Below are 16,220 nucleotides of genomic sequence, written 5' to 3' on the forward strand. Positions count from 1 at the left end.
TCGGCAGGCGCTTCAGAAACAACAAACCCCGCTCATGGCGGGGTTTGTTGTTTCTGCGGGTTTACCACATCAGATCGTCAGGGATCTGGTAGGCCGCGTACGGATCGTCCTCGTCCGGCGCCTCGGTCGGCGTGTTGAGCTGAACGATGCGCCGTGGATCGCGCTCCTGGATCTTCAGCGCGGCTTCACGCGGGATGACCTCATAACCGCCGGCATGGTGCACGATGGCCAGCGAGCCGCTGCTCAGCTTGTTGCGCATCAGGGTGTTCACCGACAGGCGCTTGACCTTCTTGTCATCGACGAAGTTGTAGTAGTCCTCGGTGGTCAGCTTCGGCAGGCGCGACACTTCGATCAGTTGCTTGATCTGCGCGGCACGGGCCTTCTGCTCGGCCTTCTCCTGCTGCTGGCGGTTGAGTTCCTGGTCGCGCTTGACCTTCTCGGCCTGCGCCTCCTGGGCCAGGCGCGCCTGGGTATCGTCCGCCTCGACCTGGCCTTTATGGACCAGGCGTTGCTGCTTCTGTTTCTCTTTGCTGACCTGTTTGGCCTGCTTTTGGTTGACCAGCCCTGCTTTGAGCAACTGGTCGCGAAGGGAAAGGCTCATTGGTGCTCACTCACTTAGGCAACAGCCTCAGCCACAGCTGGGCAAATTCTTTTCCTGACGTTTGGCTTCGCCCCACAAGGCGTCCAACTCTTCGAGGGTGCAATCTTCCATGGGTCGGCGGGTATCGCGCAATGCCTGCTCGATAAATCGGAACCGTCGCTCGAACTTGGCATTGGCGCCACGCAGGGTGGTTTCCGGATCGACCTTCAGATGTCGGGCCAGGTTGACCACGGCGAACAGCAAGTCGCCCACCTCGTCGGCGATCGCCTGCGGGTCATTCTCGGACATGGCTTCGAGCACTTCATCGAGCTCTTCGCGGATCTTGTCCACCACCGGCAAGGCGTCCGGCCAGTCAAAACCGACCTGGGCCGCGCGTTTTTGCAGCTTGGCCGAACGGGACAGGGCCGGCAGCGCCGCGGGCACATCGTCGAGCAAGGACAACTGCAAAGGCTGCGCCGACTTCTCGGCACGCTCCTCGGCCTTGATCTCTTCCCAGCGCTGCTTGACCTGTTCTTCATCCAGCCGCGGAATATCCAGCGGCGCGTACAGGTCCCCGGTAGGGAATACATGGGGATGGCGACGGATCAGCTTGCGGGTGATGCTGTCGACCACGCCATCGAACTCGAAACGCCCCTCCTCCCGCGCCAGCTGGCTGTAATACACCACCTGGAACAGCAGATCGCCCAGCTCACCCTGCAAGTGCTCGAAATCGCCTCGTTCGATGGCATCGGCCACTTCGTAGGCTTCTTCCAGGGTGTGGGGGACGATGGTGGCGTAGCTCTGCTTGATATCCCAAGGGCAGCCGTACTGCGGGTCCCGCAGCCGCGCCATCAGGTGCAACAGGTCTTCAAGGCTGTACATCGCTCACTCTCATTGCCAAACCATGTTTTCTGTAGAAGCGAGGCTTGCCCGCGATAGCGGTATGTCAGACAAATCGCCATCGCGGGCAAGCCTCGCTCCTACGCTCCGACTTTCAAGGGGTACGGTTACGGCGGGTCTCGATGATGTTCGGCAACTGGGAAATACGCCCCAGCAACCGCCCCAACGCGTCCAGCCCCGGAATCTCGATGGTCAGGGACATCAGCGCGGTGTTGTCCTCCTTGTTCGAGCGGGTGTTGACCGCCAGCACGTTGATCCGCTCGTTGAGCAGCACCTGGGACACGTCACGCAGCAGGCCGGAGCGGTCGTAGGCGCGAATGATGATGTCCACCGGATAGGTTTGCACCGGCACCGGGCCCCAGCTGACCTGGATGATCCGCTCCGGCTCGCGGCCGGCCAGTTGCAGCACCGAGGCACAGTCCTGGCGGTGAATGCTCACCCCACGGCCCTGGGTGATGTAACCGACGATCGCATCCCCCGGCAGCGGCTGGCAGCAGCCGGCCATCTGGGTCAGCAGGTTGCCGACGCCCTGGATCTGGATGTCGCCGCGCTTGCCCGGCTTGTAGCCGGTGGCCTTGCGCGGGATCAGTTCCAGCTGTTCGTTGCCGCGTTCCGGCTCCACCAGTTGCTGAGCCAGGTTGACCAGTTGCGCCAGACGCAGGTCGCCCGCGCCCAGGGCGGCAAACATGTCCTCGGCGGTTTTCATGTTGGCCTTGTCGGCCAGCTTGTCGAAATCCACCTGCGGCAGGTCGAGGCGATTGAGTTCGCGTTCGAGCAGGGTCTTGCCCGCCGCCACGTTCTGATCGCGCGCCTGCAGCTTGAACCAGTGGACGATCTTCGCCCGCGCCCGCGAGGTGGTGACATACCCCAGGTTCGGGTTCAGCCAGTCGCGGCTCGGCGTGCCGTGCTTGCTGGTGATGATCTCGACCTGCTCGCCGGTCTGCAGGCTGTAGTTGAGCGGTACGATGCGCCCGTTGATCTTCGCGCCCCGGCAGTTGTGACCGATCTCGGTGTGCACACGGTAGGCGAAGTCCAGCGGGGTCGCGCCTTTCGGCAAGTCGATGGCGTGGCCGTCGGGGGTGAAGATATAGACCCGGTCCGGCTCGATATCCACCCGCAGTTGCTCGGCCAGGCCGCCGATATCCCCCAGTTCCTCATGCCACTCGAGCACCTGACGCAGCCAGGAGATTTTCTCTTCGTAGTGGTTGGAACCGGATTTGACGTCGGTGCCCTTGTAGCGCCAGTGGGCGCAGACCCCCAGCTCGGCCTCTTCGTGCATCGCGTGGGTACGGATCTGCACTTCCAGGACCTTGCCCTCAGGGCCGATGACCGCCGTGTGCAGCGAGCGGTAACCGTTCTCCTTGGGGTTGGCGATGTAGTCGTCGAACTCTTTCGGAATGTGCCGCCACAGGGTGTGGACGATCCCCAGCGCGGTGTAGCAGTCGCGCATTTCCGGGACCAGCACGCGCACCGCGCGCACATCGTAGATCTGGCTGAACTCAAGGCCCTTGCGCTGCATTTTGCGCCAGATCGAATAGATGTGTTTGGCCCGGCCGCTGATGTCGGCGTCGACGCCGGTGGCCCGCAGTTCGTTCTGCAGCTGGTTCATCACGTCGGAGATGAAACGCTCGCGATCAAGGCGCCGCTCGTGCAGCAACTTGGCGATCTGCTTGTACTGCTCAGGCTCCAGGTAGCGGAAGGACAGGTCCTCCAGCTCCCATTTGATATGGCCGATACCGAGGCGATGCGCCAGCGGTGCATAGATGTCGAAGACTTCCCGGGCGACCCGGTTGCGCTTCTCGTCGTCGGCGTTTTTCACCGCCCTGATAGCGCAGGTCCGCTCGGCCAGCTTGATCAGCGCCACGCGCACGTCATCGACCATCGCCACCAGCATCTTGCGCAGGTTTTCCACCTGGGCCTGGGTGCCGAGCACGAGGGATTGGCGGGGGCTGAGGCTGGCGCTGATCGCCGCCATGCGCAGCACGCCGTCGATCAGTTTGGCCACCACCGGGCCGAAGCGCTGGCTGACGGCCGGCAGCGGGATCTGGCCTTCCCGGACGCCACGGTAAAGCACCGCGGCCACCAGCGAATCCTGATCCAGCTTGAGGTCGGCGAGGATCTCCGCGATCTCCAGGCCAGTGCTGAAACTCGACATGTCCTCGCCGCTGAGATTCTTCGCCGCGATGTGTTGTTGCTCTGCCTCACGAGCGAACTCGCAGGCTTCTTTCAAGGCTTCACGGTCCAGCGCCATGTCGACGCTGACCGCATGATCGAGCCACGCCTCGAGATTGATACTGCCGTCGGTGTTGATCGGCTGGTGCGCTCTCACCTGTACCATCTTGCTTTACCTTCCCTACGACGCACATTCAATGCGTCAAATCGCTGACCTTCACTGCCAGTATTTCCTCGCTGGGCCGGCGAGTGCTGCCTGACGGGCCAACGGATTAGACGAGCCATCCTAGCTCGCTTCAAATAACGCCATGGCCTCGACATGTGCCGTCTGAGGAAACATATCGAGGATCCCGGCACGTTTTAACCGGTAGCCCTGTCTGACCAGTTCGACTGTGTCACGCGCCAGAGTGGCAGGGTTGCATGACACATAAACCAGGCGCTTGGCGCCCAGGCTCGCAAGCTTGCGTACCACCTCGAAAGCACCGTCCCGAGGTGGGTCCAAGAGTACCGCAGAAAAGCCTTCGCGGGCCCACTCGGCGTCGCTCAGAGGCTGCGATAAATCGGCCTGAAAAAACCGGGTGTTATGCAAATTGTTGCTAGCGGCATTCTGCGCCGCACGCGCGACCATGGTCGCCACCCCTTCGACCGCCACCACTTCCCGAACGTTCTGCGCCAGCGGCAAGGCAAAGTTGCCCAAGCCGCAAAACAGGTCCAGCACGCGTTCGTCGGCCTGTGGCGCCAGCCACTCCAGGGCCTGGGCCACCATCGCCTCGTTGACCCCGGCGTTGACCTGGACAAAGTCTCCCGGCCGATAAGCCAGCTGCAGATTCCAGGGCTCCAGGCGATAGCCCAGGGCCTGGTCCGGGTCCACCGGTTGCGGCTCGCCTTCGCCATGCAGCCACAACTGGGCCTCATGGAATGCGCAGAACGCCTGGAGAATCTCCAGGTCGGCCGCGGACAACGGCGCCATATGGCGCAGCAGCACGGCAATCGCCGAACCGCTGAACAATTCCACATGCCCCAGTGCCTGCGGTTTGCTCAGGCGCTGCAGCATGGCCGGCAAGCGGCTCATGATCGGTTGCAAGGGCTGTACCAGCACCGGGCATTCGTCGATGGCGACGATGTCCTGGCTGCCGGCGGCGCGAAAACCCACTTCGAGCTTTTTCGCCTTGGCGTCCCAGCGCACCGCGACCCGAGCCCGGCGCCGGTAGCCGAACTCCGGACCGCTCAAGGGCGCCGCCCACACCTCTGGCTCGACACCGGCGACCCGCGATAGCTGCTCGGCGAGCATGCGCTGTTTCAGGGCAAGCTGTTCGTCATGGGGCAGATGCTGCACGCTGCAGCCACCGCAACGGCCGGCATGGGCACATGGCGCCGGGCGCCGCAACTCGCTGGCGCTGAACACCCGCTCGGTACGGGCCTCCACCACTTTGCCGTGGGCGCCCAACACGCGCGCCTCGACCTCTTCGCCCGCCAATGCGCCAGCGACGAACCAGGTACGTCCTTCAAGGAAGGCAATGCCGCGACCATCGTTGGCCAGACGCTCGATGGTCAGGCGCTGTTTTTTCCCGACGGGTATCTGCGCAGCGCGGCTGCCGCCCGAAGGCTGGAAGCGCAGGCCTCTGACTGGCTTAGCCATCAGTTGGGCGCATCGAAGATGCCGGTCGACAGGTAACGGTCGCCACGGTCACAGATGATCGCGACAATCACCGCGTTTTCGACTTCGCGGGACAGGCGCAACATCGCCGCCACCGCACCGCCCGAGGACACGCCGCAGAAGATGCCTTCTTCGCGGGCCAGGCGCCGGGTCACCTCTTCGGCTTCGCTTTGCGCCATGTCGACGATGCGATCGACGCGACTGGCCTGGTAGATCTTCGGCAGGTATTCCTGCGGCCAGCGGCGAATGCCGGGAATGGCCGAGCCTTCCATCGGTTGCAGGCCGATGATCTGCACGTTCGGGTTCTGTTCCTTCAGATAACGCGAGGTGCCCATGATGGTGCCAGTGGTACCCATGGAGCTGACGAAATGGGTGATGGTGCCCTCGGTCTGCCGCCAGATTTCCGGGCCGGTGCCGGTGTAGTGCGCCTCCGGGTTGTCACCGTTGGCGAACTGGTCGAGCACCTTGCCACGACCTTCGGCCTGCATCTTTTCGGCCAGGTCGCGCGCGCCTTCCATGCCCTCTTCCTGGCTGACCAGGATCAGTTCGGCACCATAGGCGGTCATCGCCGCCTTGCGCTCGGCACTGGAGTTGTCGGGCATGATCAGGATCATCTTGTAGCCCTTGATCGCCGCGGCCATGGCCAGGGCAATCCCGGTGTTGCCCGAGGTCGCTTCGATCAGCGTATCGCCGGGGTGAATCTGCCCACGCAGCTCGGCGCGAGTGATCATCGACAGCGCCGGGCGGTCCTTGACCGAACCCGCCGGGTTATTGCCCTCGAGCTTGAGCAGCAGGGTGTTGCTGGTGACGCCAGGCAGGCGCTGCAAACGGACCAGCGGGGTGTTGCCGACGCAATCGGCGATGGTGGGGTACTGCAAGGTCATGGCGTATTCGCAATCCGGACTGCGGGGGCGACTATCATACCGGCAAACGTTCGCAGGCCATATCACGCAAAGTGAGGGTCTTATGGCTTAACGATATAAGGCAGCGAATCAGCCTCGGGCGAAGGCGCGTCCATCACAACCGTAGCCCGCAGGCGCATGTTCAAACGCAGCCCACGCCCGGTATTTTCCGCCCACAGCTGGCCGCCCTGACGCTGCACGGCGTTGCGCGCAATACTCAACCCCAGGCCAAAACCGCCATGGCCCGGGCGCGAGCCGTCGAGGCGGATAAAGGGATCGAAGATCCGCTGCAGATCGGCGTCGGCCACGCCAAGCCCTTCATCCTCCAGCCACAGCAACCAATGCTCGCCCTGGCGCTGGCCGTCCAGCAGCACACGACCGCCCGCGGGCGAATGACGAATGGCATTGCGCAGAATGTTTTCCAAGGCCTGGGCCAAGGTATTCAGATTGCCCCGGACCCAGCACGAGGCGTCCAGCGCGCAATGCAGTTGCGTGGCGGACCAGGCGCTTTCGAAGCAGGCGTTTTCCGTGAGCATTTCCCACAGGGCCTGGATCTGGATGTCTTCCTCGGCCAGCGGTGCCCGCTCGGTGTCGAGCCAGGCCAGTTGCAAGGTGTCGTCCACCAGCCGCTGCATGCCATCGACTTCCCGCGCCAGCCGCTCGCGCAGTGCTGGCAGGCTCTGCTCGCCGTCACAGGCGACCCGCAGGCGACTCAGGGGCGTGCGCAATTCATGGGAAAGATCGCGCAGCAATTGTTGCTGCAAGGCCACGGTGCCCTGCAGGCGCTCGGACATCTGGTCGAACGCCCGGCCCAGCTCACCCAACTCGTCCTGGCGACTGGTGGTCTGGCTCGACAGCCGCGCATTCAGTTGATCGGCGCGCCAGGCGTTGGCCTGTTCGCGCAGCTGGTTCAGCGGCACTACCAGCAGTCGATACAGCCCGACACACAGCAGCAGGGTGAACAGGCCGGGAATCACGCCATTGGTCAGCACCCGCCAGAACACCCGGTAGCGCCCGGGCATGAAGCGCTGGGGCAACTCGATCACCAGGCTGCCGGCGGACGGGTCGTTGGGAAACGCAATCTTCAGCCAGGGCAAGCCACGGGTATGCCGACTGACCGGCCAATCCAGGCCGCGCAGGAACGTCAGGTGCTGGCTCTCGGCTTCGCTCAGCGGATAACTGCTCAGCGATTGCAGGTCGCGGCCGATGACCCCCACCCAATGGCGCTCGCGCTCGGCCATGCCCTGCAGCCAGGCATCGACCCCGGCGCTCTGCCCCTGGTTCCAGGCCCGTTCGGCTTCGGCGGCGTAGCCGGTCAGCGTGCCGCGGGCCTCGTCGGAAAGGAACAGGTTCTTCTGTTCCATGTAGCGGCCCCAGGACCAGCTCAGCCAGATCATCAGCAGGCAGAACGCGACCAACAGGCAGGCCAGCTTCCAGAACAGCGAATGCCTGCCGGGCAGCTCAGGCCATTTCATCGACGGCACTCAGCACATAGCCCTTACCCCAGACCGTGCGCACTTCCCGCGCGACATAACCGATGGCCTTGAGTTTGCGGCGGATCTGGCTGATGTGCATGTCCAGGCTGCGATCATGGGGCGCATAGCCGCGCTGCAGCACATGCTGATAAAGGAAGGGTTTGCTCAGGACCTCGTCGCCGTTGCGGTTGAGCGTCTCCAGCAGGCGGTATTCGCTGCGGGTCAGCCCGGCCCACTGTTGCCCGTAATGCACGTCGCACAGCTCGTCGTCGAAACGCAGGCCCTGGGCTTCCTGCCTGAGCGGCGCCGGGGCCGGCCGGCGATCCAGGGCCACGCGCCGCAGGATGGCTTCGATCCGTACCCGCAGCTCGGCCATGCTGAAGGGCTTGGGCAGATAATCGTCGGCCCCCAGGCGAAAACCGCTGATGCGATCGGCCTCGGCCCCCAGCGCCGACATCAGCAGCACCGGCGTGGAATGGCTCTGGCGAAAATGGGTGAGCACCGTCAGCCCGTCCATCCCCGGCAGCAGGATGTCCATCAGCACCACATCGAAAGGTTGCTGGCGAGCCATCGTCAGGCCTTCCTGGCCGTTCTGGCACCAGGTGACATCAAACCCACAACGGCCCAATTGCTCATGCACATAGGCACCGAGCACCAGGTCGTCTTCGATACTCAGGATCCGGGGATGGCCGACAGATACGGGATTCATTAGCTTCTGCAAGTAATTCTCAGTTGGGCGATTATTCAAGATTGTCCGCGGCCGGGCAACCGACACCGGTCGACAAAGCGCTCGCTAACCCGCGGCACCTGAGCGGTTCGACGGTTAATTTTGCGAAGATTGCGGCAAAGCAAATGGCTACACTGCGCAGGTGGTGCGCACCGGATGTGCGCAGGGTTCATTCAAAACGGCGTGGTAGCAGGAGAGTTGCGTGCTTAAGAAACTGGGGATCAAAGGCCGCGTGCTGTTACTGACCTTGCTGCCAACCAGCCTGATGGCGTTGGTGCTGGGCGGTTATTTCACCTGGATGCAGCAGTCGGACCTGCAAACCCAGCTTCTGCAACGCGGTGAAATGATCGCCGAGCAACTGGCGCCCCTGGTGGCACCGGCCCTGGCCCACAAGAACACCGCCCTGCTGGAACGCATCGCCACCCAGTCCCTGGAACAGCAGGACGTGCGCGCAGTGACCTTCCTCGCGCCCGACCGCACGCCCCTGGCCCATGCCGGCCCGAGCATGCTCAACCAGGCGCCGACCGGTAACGGCAGCCAGATGCTGCAACGCACCGGCAGCGACGCCACCCGCTATCTGCTGCCGGTGTTCGGCCGCCACCGCAACCTGGCCGGCGACCTGATTCCCGACGAGTCCGACCGCTTGCTCGGCTGGGTCGAGCTGGAGCTGTCCCATAACAGCATGCTGTTGCGCGGCTACCGCAGCCTGTTCGCCAGCCTGCTGCTGATTATCGCCGGGCTGATCTGCACCGGCCTGCTGGCGCTGCGCATGGGGCGCACCATCAACAACCCGCTGAGCCAGATCAAACATGCCGTTACCCAACTCAAGGACGGCAACCTGGAAACCCGCCTGCCCTTGCTCGGCAGCCAGGAGCTGGACGAGCTGGCCTCGGGCATCAACCGCATGGCCGGCACCCTGCAGAATGCCCAGGAAGAATTGCAACACAGCATCGACCAGGCCACCGAGGACGTCCGGCAAAACCTGGAAACCATCGAGATCCAGAACATCGAACTGGACCTGGCGCGCAAGGAGGCCCTGGAGGCCAGCCGGATCAAATCGGAATTCCTGGCCAACATGAGTCACGAAATCCGCACACCGCTCAACGGCATCCTCGGTTTCACCCACCTGTTGCAGAAAAGCGAACTGACCCCGCGCCAGCTGGATTACCTGGGCACCATCGAAAAGTCCGCCGACAGCCTGCTGGGAATCATCAACGAAATTCTCGACTTCTCGAAAATCGAAGCCGGCAAGCTGGTGCTCGACAGTATTCCGTTCAACCTGCGCGATCTGTTGCAGGACACCCTGACCATCCTCGCCCCGGCCGCCCACGCCAAGCAGCTGGAACTGGTCAGCCTGGTGTATCGCGATACCCCGCTGTCGCTGGTGGGCGACCCGCTGCGCCTCAAGCAGATCCTCACCAACCTGGTGAGCAACGCCATCAAGTTCACCCGCGAAGGCACCATCGTCGCCCGCGCCATGCTCGAAGAAGAACACGAAGACAGCGTGCAACTGCGCATCAGCATTCAGGACACCGGCATCGGCCTGTCGAACCAGGACGTGCGCGCCCTGTTCCAGGCCTTCAGCCAGGCCGACAACTCGTTGTCGCGCCAGCCTGGCGGTACCGGCCTGGGGCTGGTGATTTCCAAGCGCCTGATCGAACAGATGGGTGGCGAGATCGGCGTCGACAGTACGCCCGGCGAAGGTTCGGAGTTCTGGATCAGCCTGCGCCTGCCGAAAACCCGCGACGACGCCGAAGACCTGCCCGCCCCGCCGCTGCTCGGCAGGCGGATCGCGGTCCTGGAGAACCATGAACTGGCGCGCCAGGCCCTGCAGCATCAACTCGAGGACTGCGGCCTGGAAGTGACGCCGTTCAATACCCTGGAAGCCCTGACCAACGGCGTGACCGGAGTGCATCAGACCGAACAGGCGATCGATCTGGCAGTGCTCGGCATCACCACCAACGACATGCCGCCGGAACGCCTCAACCAGCACATCTGGGACCTCGAACACCTGGGCTGCAAAGTACTGGTGCTGTGCCCGACCACCGAACAGACGCTGTTCCATCTGTCGGTGCCCAACCCTCACAGCCAGTTGCAGGCCAAACCGGCCTGCACCCGCAAACTGCGGCGCGCCCTGGCCGACCTGGTCAACCCCAAGGTGGTGCGCAACGAGCCGAGCGAACCGATCGCCAGTCGCCCGCCACGGGTGCTGTGTGTCGATGACAACCCGGCCAACCTGCTGCTGGTGCAGACCCTGCTCGAAGACATGGGCGCCAAGGTGCTCGCGGTCGACAGCGGCTATGCGGCGGTCAAGGCGGTGCAGAACGAATCCTTCGATCTGGTGATGATGGACGTGCAGATGCCCGGCATGGACGGCCGCCAGAGCACCGAGGCGATTCGCCAGTGGGAGAGCGAGCGCAACTGCACGCCGCTGCCGGTGATCGCCCTCACCGCCCACGCCATGGCCAACGAAAAACGCGCACTGCTGCAAAGCGGCATGGACGACTACCTGACCAAGCCCATCAGTGAGCGGCAACTGGCTCAGGTGGTGCTGAAGTGGACCGGTCTGGCCCTGCGCAACCAGGGGCCGGAACGCACTGGCGAACCGTCCGGCAACGGCCTTGAGCTGCAAGTGCTGGATCACGACGAAGGTTTGCGCCTGGCCGCCGGCAAGGCGGACCTGGCCGCCGACATGCTGGCGATGCTCCTGGCCTCGCTGGAGGCCGACCGTGAAGCGATTCGCGCCGCCCGTGCCGCCAACGACCACAATGCGCTGATCGAACGGGTCCACCGTCTGCACGGGGCGACCCGCTACTGCGGAGTGCCGCAGTTGCGCGCCGCCTGCCAGCGCAGCGAAACCCTGCTCAAGCAGGAAGACGTCAAGGCCTTCGCCGCCCTCGACGAACTCGAACGGGCCATCAACCGCCTGGCCACGGAGGCCCGCATCAACGCCTGACCCAGAGCAACGACAGGTTTGCCCCGAAGGTTCATGCTCGGGGCAACCTCCCACAAGGACGACGCCATGCGCACGATTCTCTTCAGCAGCCAGAACTATGACCGCGACAGCTTCCTCGGTGCCGAGTTGCCGCCGGGCATCGAGCTGCAGTTCCAGGCCGCGCGCCTGAGCCTGGACACCGCGGCCCTGGCGGAGCACCACGAGGTGGTCTGCGCTTTTATCAACGACGACCTGAGCGCCCCGGTGCTGGAGCAACTGGCCGCCGGCGGCACGCGCCTGATCGCGCTGCGCTCGGCCGGCTACAACCATGTCGACCTGGCCGCGGCCAAACGCCTGGGCCTGAGCGTGGTCCGGGTCCCGGCCTATTCTCCCCATGCCGTGGCCGAGCATGCCGTGGCCCTGATCCTGGCGCTGAACCGCCGCCTGCACCGCGCCTACAACCGCACCCGCGAAGGCGACTTCAGCCTGCACGGCCTGACCGGCTTCGACCTGGTGGGAAAAACCGTCGGCATCGTCGGCACCGGGCAAATCGGCGCGACATTTGCCCGGATCATGGCCGGCTTCGGCTGCCAGTTGTTGGCCCACGATCCCTTCCCCAACCCGCAAGTCGAGGCCCTGGGCGCACGTTACCTGAGCCTGCCGGAGCTGCTGGCCCAGGCGCAGATCGTCAGCCTGCACTGCCCGCTCACCGCCGACAGCAAACACCTGATCAACCGCCAGAGCCTGGCCCGGATGCAACCGGGCGCAATGCTGATCAACACCGGCCGCGGCGGCCTGGTGGATACCCCGGCACTGATCGAGGCCCTGAAGAACGGCCAACTGGGCTACCTGGGGCTGGATGTCTACGAAGAGGAGGCGCAGCTGTTCTTCGAGGACCGCTCCGACCTGCCGCTACAGGACGACGTGCTGGCGCGGCTGCTGACCTTCCCCAACGTGATTGTCACCGCCCACCAGGCGTTCCTCACCCGCGAGGCCCTGGCGGCGATCGCCGACACCACCTTGCACAACATCGTCGCCTGGGCCGCCGGCGCGCCCTGCAACCGGGTGGAAGGCTGAGTCGACGGACCGGCGGTAAGCGAAGGTCATCTGCCTGCAACCTGAGCTATCGGGGTGCGTGCTAGCATACGCGCCAGATTTGGAGGACCCATGGTCGAACACGATTTCCGCTACAGCCTGATGAACCCGCAACACACTCTGATCGAATGCCGCGCCCTGGTGCCCGGCCGCTATCAGGTCACCGGCAACGGTGGTTCCATCCGCAACGACGACGTGCTGATCGTCACCCTCAAGGGCAGCAAGGACCTGTCGATGCGACTGACGGTGGAAACCGTGCGGCACCTGATCAACCCGGTCGGCCAGTGGGTCGCCGTGGCCCGTGGTCCGGTATTCGGCGAGCTGGCGATCCATCAGTGGCAGGTCAACTGCGACAGCTGCGCGGCCGAGCTGAGCTTCGAGTTCGCGGTGGACGCCAAGCTGGGCAGCAAGGCGCAAAAGCCCGCGGCCAGCGCGCGGATCGCCGAGCTGGGCTGGATCAGCGAAGGGGAAAAACACCTCTGCCCGAAATGCCAGCGAGCCGCCCAATGAAACGCCTGGCGTTGACCGCCGCGTTCGGCGCCGGCCTGCTGGGTTGCGCGGCGGAGCCGGTGAAACTGCAGCAGGATCGCAGCTACATCCTGGAGTGGATCGGCGAGCGTCCGCTGATCGACTACAGCCACCTGACCATCACCCTCGGTGAAGACGGGCGCGCCTACGGCAACGGCGGCTGCAACCACTGGTTCGCGCCCTATACCCTGGAGGGCGACAAGCTCAGCTTCGGCAAGGTCGGCAGCACCCGCAAGCTGTGCGCGCCAGCCCTGATGGAGCAGGAACGACGCTTCCTGCAGGCGTTGGAAACCGTCCAGCGCTGGGACATTTCCCCAATCGAGCAAGTGCGCTTCTGGCCGGCCGAAGGCAAGCCGTTGCGCTGGTGGCTCGAGGAAGGTTGATACCACCCCCTGTAGCCGCTGCCGCAGGTTGCGATAAGGTCCACAGGACCTTCAGCGATCCCAAGATCGCAACGGCCTTGCAGGCCGATCGCAGCCTGCGGCGGCTACAGATCAATGCCCACGCAGGGCTTCCAGCTTCGCCATCACGCCCGCCGCGGTCTGTTCGCCCATCAGTTGCTCACGCACCTTGCCCTGGTCATCGATGATGTAGGTCACCGGCAAGCCTTCGCTGCGTGGCAAGTCGAAAATCTCCGCAGGGTTCTGCGCCAGCACGGTGAACTTGATCCCCAGTTTTTCACTGGCGCTCTTCAGTTCTTCGCCCTGCACATTATCGAAATTGACCCCCAGCACACTCACCGGCTGGCCCTTGAGCCCTTCGGCCAATGCATTGAGCTCGGGAATCTCGGTGCGGCACGGCCCACACCATTCGGCCCAGTAATTGAGCACCAGCCACTGCTTGTCCACGCGCTCGGCGGCGACTTTCCGGCCATATTGATCGACCCCGTAATCGTTACCGCAGCCGCTCAGCAACAAGGTGCCGATGATCGCCAATGCCGCTGCCAGTTGCCTTGCCATGCCTTGATCCTTGTATTGAAAAAAACCGTCAAACCCGCTTTCTCGTGCGACCCATCGCCTCGCAAGGTTCAGGACTGCCCGTCGCACAGGTAGAATAGCCGCCACCTTACGCAAGATGCGACCCGCCCATGACCGATCTGACGCTTTATCACAACCCGCGCTGCTCGAAATCCCGCGGTGCGCTGGAACTGCTGGAAGCCCGTGGCCTGACTCCAACCGTGGTCCGCTACCTGGAAACCCCGCTCGATGCCGCCCAGCTGCAAAGCCTGCTGGGCAAGCTCGGGATCGGCGCCCGCCAGCTGCTGCGCACCGGCGAAGACGAGTACAAGACCCTCAACCTGGCCGACGCCAGCCTCAGCGAAGCGCAGCTGATCGCCGCCATCGCCGCGCACCCGAAACTCATGGAACGGCCGATTCTCGAAGTCGGCGACAAGGCCATCATCGGCCGGCCGCCGGAGAACGTGCTGGAGATCCTGCCTTGAGTACGCCGTACATCCTGGTTCTCTACTACAGCCGCAACGGCTCGACCAACGAGATGGCCCGGCAGATCGCCCGGGGCATCGAACAAGGTGGCATGGAAGCGCGCCTGCGCACCGTGCCGGCGATATCCGCCGACTGCGAGGCCGTGGCTCCGAGCATCCCGGAAGACGGCGCGCTGTACGCCAGCCTCGACGACCTGAAGCACTGCTCCGGCCTGGCCTTGGGCAGTCCGACCCGGTTCGGCAACATGGCCGCGCCGCTGAAGTATTTCCTCGACGGCACCAGTAACCTGTGGCTGACCGGCGCCCTGGTGGGCAAGCCGGCCGGGGTGTTCACCTCCACCGCCAGCCTGCACGGCGGCCAGGAAACCACCCTGTTGTCGATGATGCTGCCGCTGCTGCACCACGGCATGCTGATCACCGGCCTGCCCTACAGCGAATCGGCCCTGCTGGAAACCCGTGGCGGTGGCACGCCTTACGGGGCCAGCCACCATGCCGGCGCCGACGGCAAGAGCCCGCTGAACGAGCACGAGGTCGCCCTCTGCCGCGCCCTGGGCCTGCGCCTGGCCAAGACTGCCCTGCAACTGGAGAGCAGCCGTGGCTAAAAAGCCGAAGATCCTGCCGGCCATCGAATGGCTGGAGCCGCGCGTACGCATCACCCGGGTGCTGAGCCTGATCTGTTTTTTCGGCCTGGTCGGCCTGCTCTGCGGCTACTACCTGTTCGTCGCCGACCTGCACGGCGCCCGGCCCTGGGTGATCCTGCTGATCGAACTGGTGCCGCTGCTGTTGATGGCGCCGGGCATGCTGGTGGGCAGCGCCCGCGGGCATTCCTGGATGTGCTTTGTGGTGAACCTGTATTTCATCAAGGGCGCGCTGGCCGCCTACGATCCGAACCGTCAGCTGTTCGGCATCCTGGAGATGCTGGCCAGCCTGGCAGTGTTCTGCTCGGCCCTGCTCTACGTGCGCTGGCGCTTCCAGCTCAACCGCAAACTGGCGGGCGAAGGCCAGGTCAGCGCCGCCTGACGGCACACTGTCGCGGGCAAGCCTCGCCCCTACAGAGCACCCTGTACTTCTGTAGGAGCGAAGCTTGCTCGCGATGAACGATGACGCGGTACTCCAGGGAACACGCCCCGATCAGTGATTGACCGTATACGCCAGCATCATCGAGATCTGGCACAGCGGCCGGCCACTTTCGGCGTGCCACTGGTTGAAGGCGCCCTGCACGGTGGCCAGGTCCTTGAGGCTGCTGGGCACCTTGTCGATGATCTGCTGCGCATTCAGCGCCGCCACCACGTCATAGGTCGGCACGAAGGTGTCCTTGCCGACCATTCGCAGAAAGCGCGGGGCCGACAGGCCGCCCAACTGATGACCGTGCTTGGCCAGGTACTTCCACAGGCCGACGATGTCGGTCACCGGCCAGTCGGCGATCAAGGCGCCGAAACTGCCCTTCTCCTTTTCCACGTCGAGCACCATCTGCGCATTGCGCGGCACGCTCTTGAGCTTGCCCAGGTGGCGAATGATCCGCGTGTCCTGCATCAGCCGCTCGAGGTGCTCGGCGCCCATCAGCACCACTTTTTCCGGGTCGAAGCCAAAGAACACCTCTTCGAAGGCCGGCCACTTGGCGTCCACCAGGCTGTGCTTCAAGCCGGCGCGGAATACCCGCAGGGCCAGGGTCGAGAGATAACGGTCATCGCTGATCTTGCGCAATTGCGCCGGGGTTTTCGGCACCGGCAGATGGGCTTCCAGCTCGGCCGCCGAACCGAAGCGGTTCAGACAGTATTCGTGCAGCCACTTGTAATCGCGCATGCCCT

At 64.1% G+C, this 16,220-nt stretch carries 16 protein-coding genes; 7 read left to right on the forward strand and 9 right to left on the reverse strand.

Going from position 1 to position 16,220, the window contains the following annotated elements:
* Positions 1-61 precede the first annotated feature (61 nt).
* From CXQ81_RS24420 to CXQ81_RS24450, 7 genes are all read right to left on the reverse strand, one after another.
* Positions 62-601 carry a DUF2058 domain-containing protein gene (locus tag CXQ81_RS24420; protein ID WP_007927770.1) on the reverse strand — a complete coding sequence of 180 codons (540 nt, stop codon included), beginning with the start codon at positions 599-601 and terminating at the stop codon, positions 62-64.
* A gap of 27 nt (positions 602-628) precedes the next feature.
* Positions 629-1,462, reverse strand: coding sequence for a nucleoside triphosphate pyrophosphohydrolase (gene mazG / locus CXQ81_RS24425; RefSeq protein WP_053262260.1), 834 nt, complete (start codon positions 1,460-1,462; stop codon positions 629-631).
* Between the two features lie 112 nt (positions 1,463-1,574).
* Positions 1,575-3,818, reverse strand: coding sequence for a GTP diphosphokinase (gene relA, locus CXQ81_RS24430; RefSeq protein WP_007927768.1), 2,244 nt, complete (start codon positions 3,816-3,818; stop codon positions 1,575-1,577).
* A 120-nt stretch (positions 3,819-3,938) separates the two neighbouring features.
* Positions 3,939-5,291, reverse strand: coding sequence for a 23S rRNA (uracil(1939)-C(5))-methyltransferase RlmD (rlmD, locus tag CXQ81_RS24435; RefSeq protein ID WP_101338797.1), 1,353 nt, complete (start codon positions 5,289-5,291; stop codon positions 3,939-3,941).
* Entirely contained in the window at positions 5,291-6,193 is a 903-nt protein-coding gene (gene cysM / locus CXQ81_RS24440) for a cysteine synthase CysM (RefSeq protein ID WP_053262263.1), read from the reverse strand. Before cysM ends, rlmD begins: the two co-directional genes overlap by 1 nt.
* Positions 6,194-6,273: 80 nt before the next feature.
* The gene (locus CXQ81_RS24445; protein ID WP_101338798.1) at positions 6,274-7,686 is read right to left on the reverse strand and encodes a sensor histidine kinase; all 1,413 of its coding nucleotides are present in this window, start codon (positions 7,684-7,686) and stop codon (positions 6,274-6,276) included.
* Positions 7,673-8,395: a response regulator transcription factor gene (locus CXQ81_RS24450; protein ID WP_101338799.1), complete on the reverse strand. Its 723-nt coding sequence runs from the start codon at positions 8,393-8,395 to the stop codon at positions 7,673-7,675. Before CXQ81_RS24450 ends, CXQ81_RS24445 begins: the two co-directional genes overlap by 14 nt.
* A 220-nt stretch (positions 8,396-8,615) precedes the next feature.
* On the opposite strand from CXQ81_RS24450, the gene CXQ81_RS24455 reads away from it, so the two are divergent.
* The 4 genes from CXQ81_RS24455 to CXQ81_RS24470 all read left to right on the forward strand — a co-directional run bounded on the left by CXQ81_RS24455 (position 8,616) and on the right by CXQ81_RS24470 (position 13,354).
* Positions 8,616-11,369: a response regulator gene (locus CXQ81_RS24455; RefSeq protein ID WP_101338800.1), complete on the forward strand. Its 2,754-nt coding sequence runs from the start codon at positions 8,616-8,618 to the stop codon at positions 11,367-11,369.
* A gap of 66 nt (positions 11,370-11,435) precedes the next feature.
* Positions 11,436-12,425, forward strand: a complete 990-nt coding sequence (locus tag CXQ81_RS24460; RefSeq protein WP_101338801.1) for a 2-hydroxyacid dehydrogenase — start codon at positions 11,436-11,438, stop codon at positions 12,423-12,425.
* Between the two features lie 90 nt (positions 12,426-12,515).
* Positions 12,516-12,953 carry a hypothetical protein gene (locus CXQ81_RS24465; RefSeq protein ID WP_009050281.1) on the forward strand — a complete coding sequence of 146 codons (438 nt, stop codon included), beginning with the start codon at positions 12,516-12,518 and terminating at the stop codon, positions 12,951-12,953.
* Entirely contained in the window at positions 12,950-13,354 is a 405-nt protein-coding gene (locus CXQ81_RS24470) for an META domain-containing protein (protein ID WP_101338802.1), read from the forward strand. Before CXQ81_RS24465 ends, CXQ81_RS24470 begins: the two co-directional genes overlap by 4 nt.
* Before the next feature lie 111 nt (positions 13,355-13,465).
* On the opposite strand, the gene CXQ81_RS24475 is transcribed toward CXQ81_RS24470, so the two are convergent.
* Positions 13,466-13,930: a TlpA disulfide reductase family protein gene (locus CXQ81_RS24475; RefSeq protein ID WP_007931800.1), complete on the reverse strand. Its 465-nt coding sequence runs from the start codon at positions 13,928-13,930 to the stop codon at positions 13,466-13,468.
* Between the two features lie 128 nt (positions 13,931-14,058).
* Between CXQ81_RS24475 and arsC the strand changes: the two genes are divergently transcribed.
* The 3 genes from arsC to CXQ81_RS24490 are packed head-to-tail and all read left to right on the forward strand — an operon-like array spanning position 14,059 to position 15,432.
* Positions 14,059-14,412 carry an arsenate reductase (glutaredoxin) gene (gene arsC, locus CXQ81_RS24480; protein WP_007931799.1) on the forward strand — a complete coding sequence of 118 codons (354 nt, stop codon included), beginning with the start codon at positions 14,059-14,061 and terminating at the stop codon, positions 14,410-14,412.
* Positions 14,409-15,014 (forward strand): NAD(P)H:quinone oxidoreductase, encoded by a 606-nt coding sequence (gene wrbA / locus CXQ81_RS24485; protein WP_007931797.1) that lies wholly within the window; start codon positions 14,409-14,411, stop codon positions 15,012-15,014. The genes arsC and wrbA overlap by 4 nt, the downstream gene beginning before the upstream one ends.
* The gene (locus tag CXQ81_RS24490) at positions 15,007-15,432 is read left to right on the forward strand and encodes a DUF2069 domain-containing protein (RefSeq protein ID WP_053262269.1); all 426 of its coding nucleotides are present in this window, start codon (positions 15,007-15,009) and stop codon (positions 15,430-15,432) included. The genes wrbA and CXQ81_RS24490 overlap by 8 nt, the downstream gene beginning before the upstream one ends.
* A gap of 111 nt (positions 15,433-15,543) precedes the next feature.
* On the opposite strand, the gene CXQ81_RS24495 is transcribed toward CXQ81_RS24490, so the two are convergent.
* Positions 15,544-16,215: a DNA-3-methyladenine glycosylase I gene (locus CXQ81_RS24495; RefSeq protein WP_009050287.1), complete on the reverse strand. Its 672-nt coding sequence runs from the start codon at positions 16,213-16,215 to the stop codon at positions 15,544-15,546.
* Between the last annotated feature and the right edge of the window lie 5 nt (positions 16,216-16,220).

It is taken from the genome of Pseudomonas sp. 09C 129 (assembly GCF_002843625.1).
Lineage (GTDB): Bacteria > Pseudomonadota > Gammaproteobacteria > Pseudomonadales > Pseudomonadaceae > Aquipseudomonas > Aquipseudomonas chlororaphis.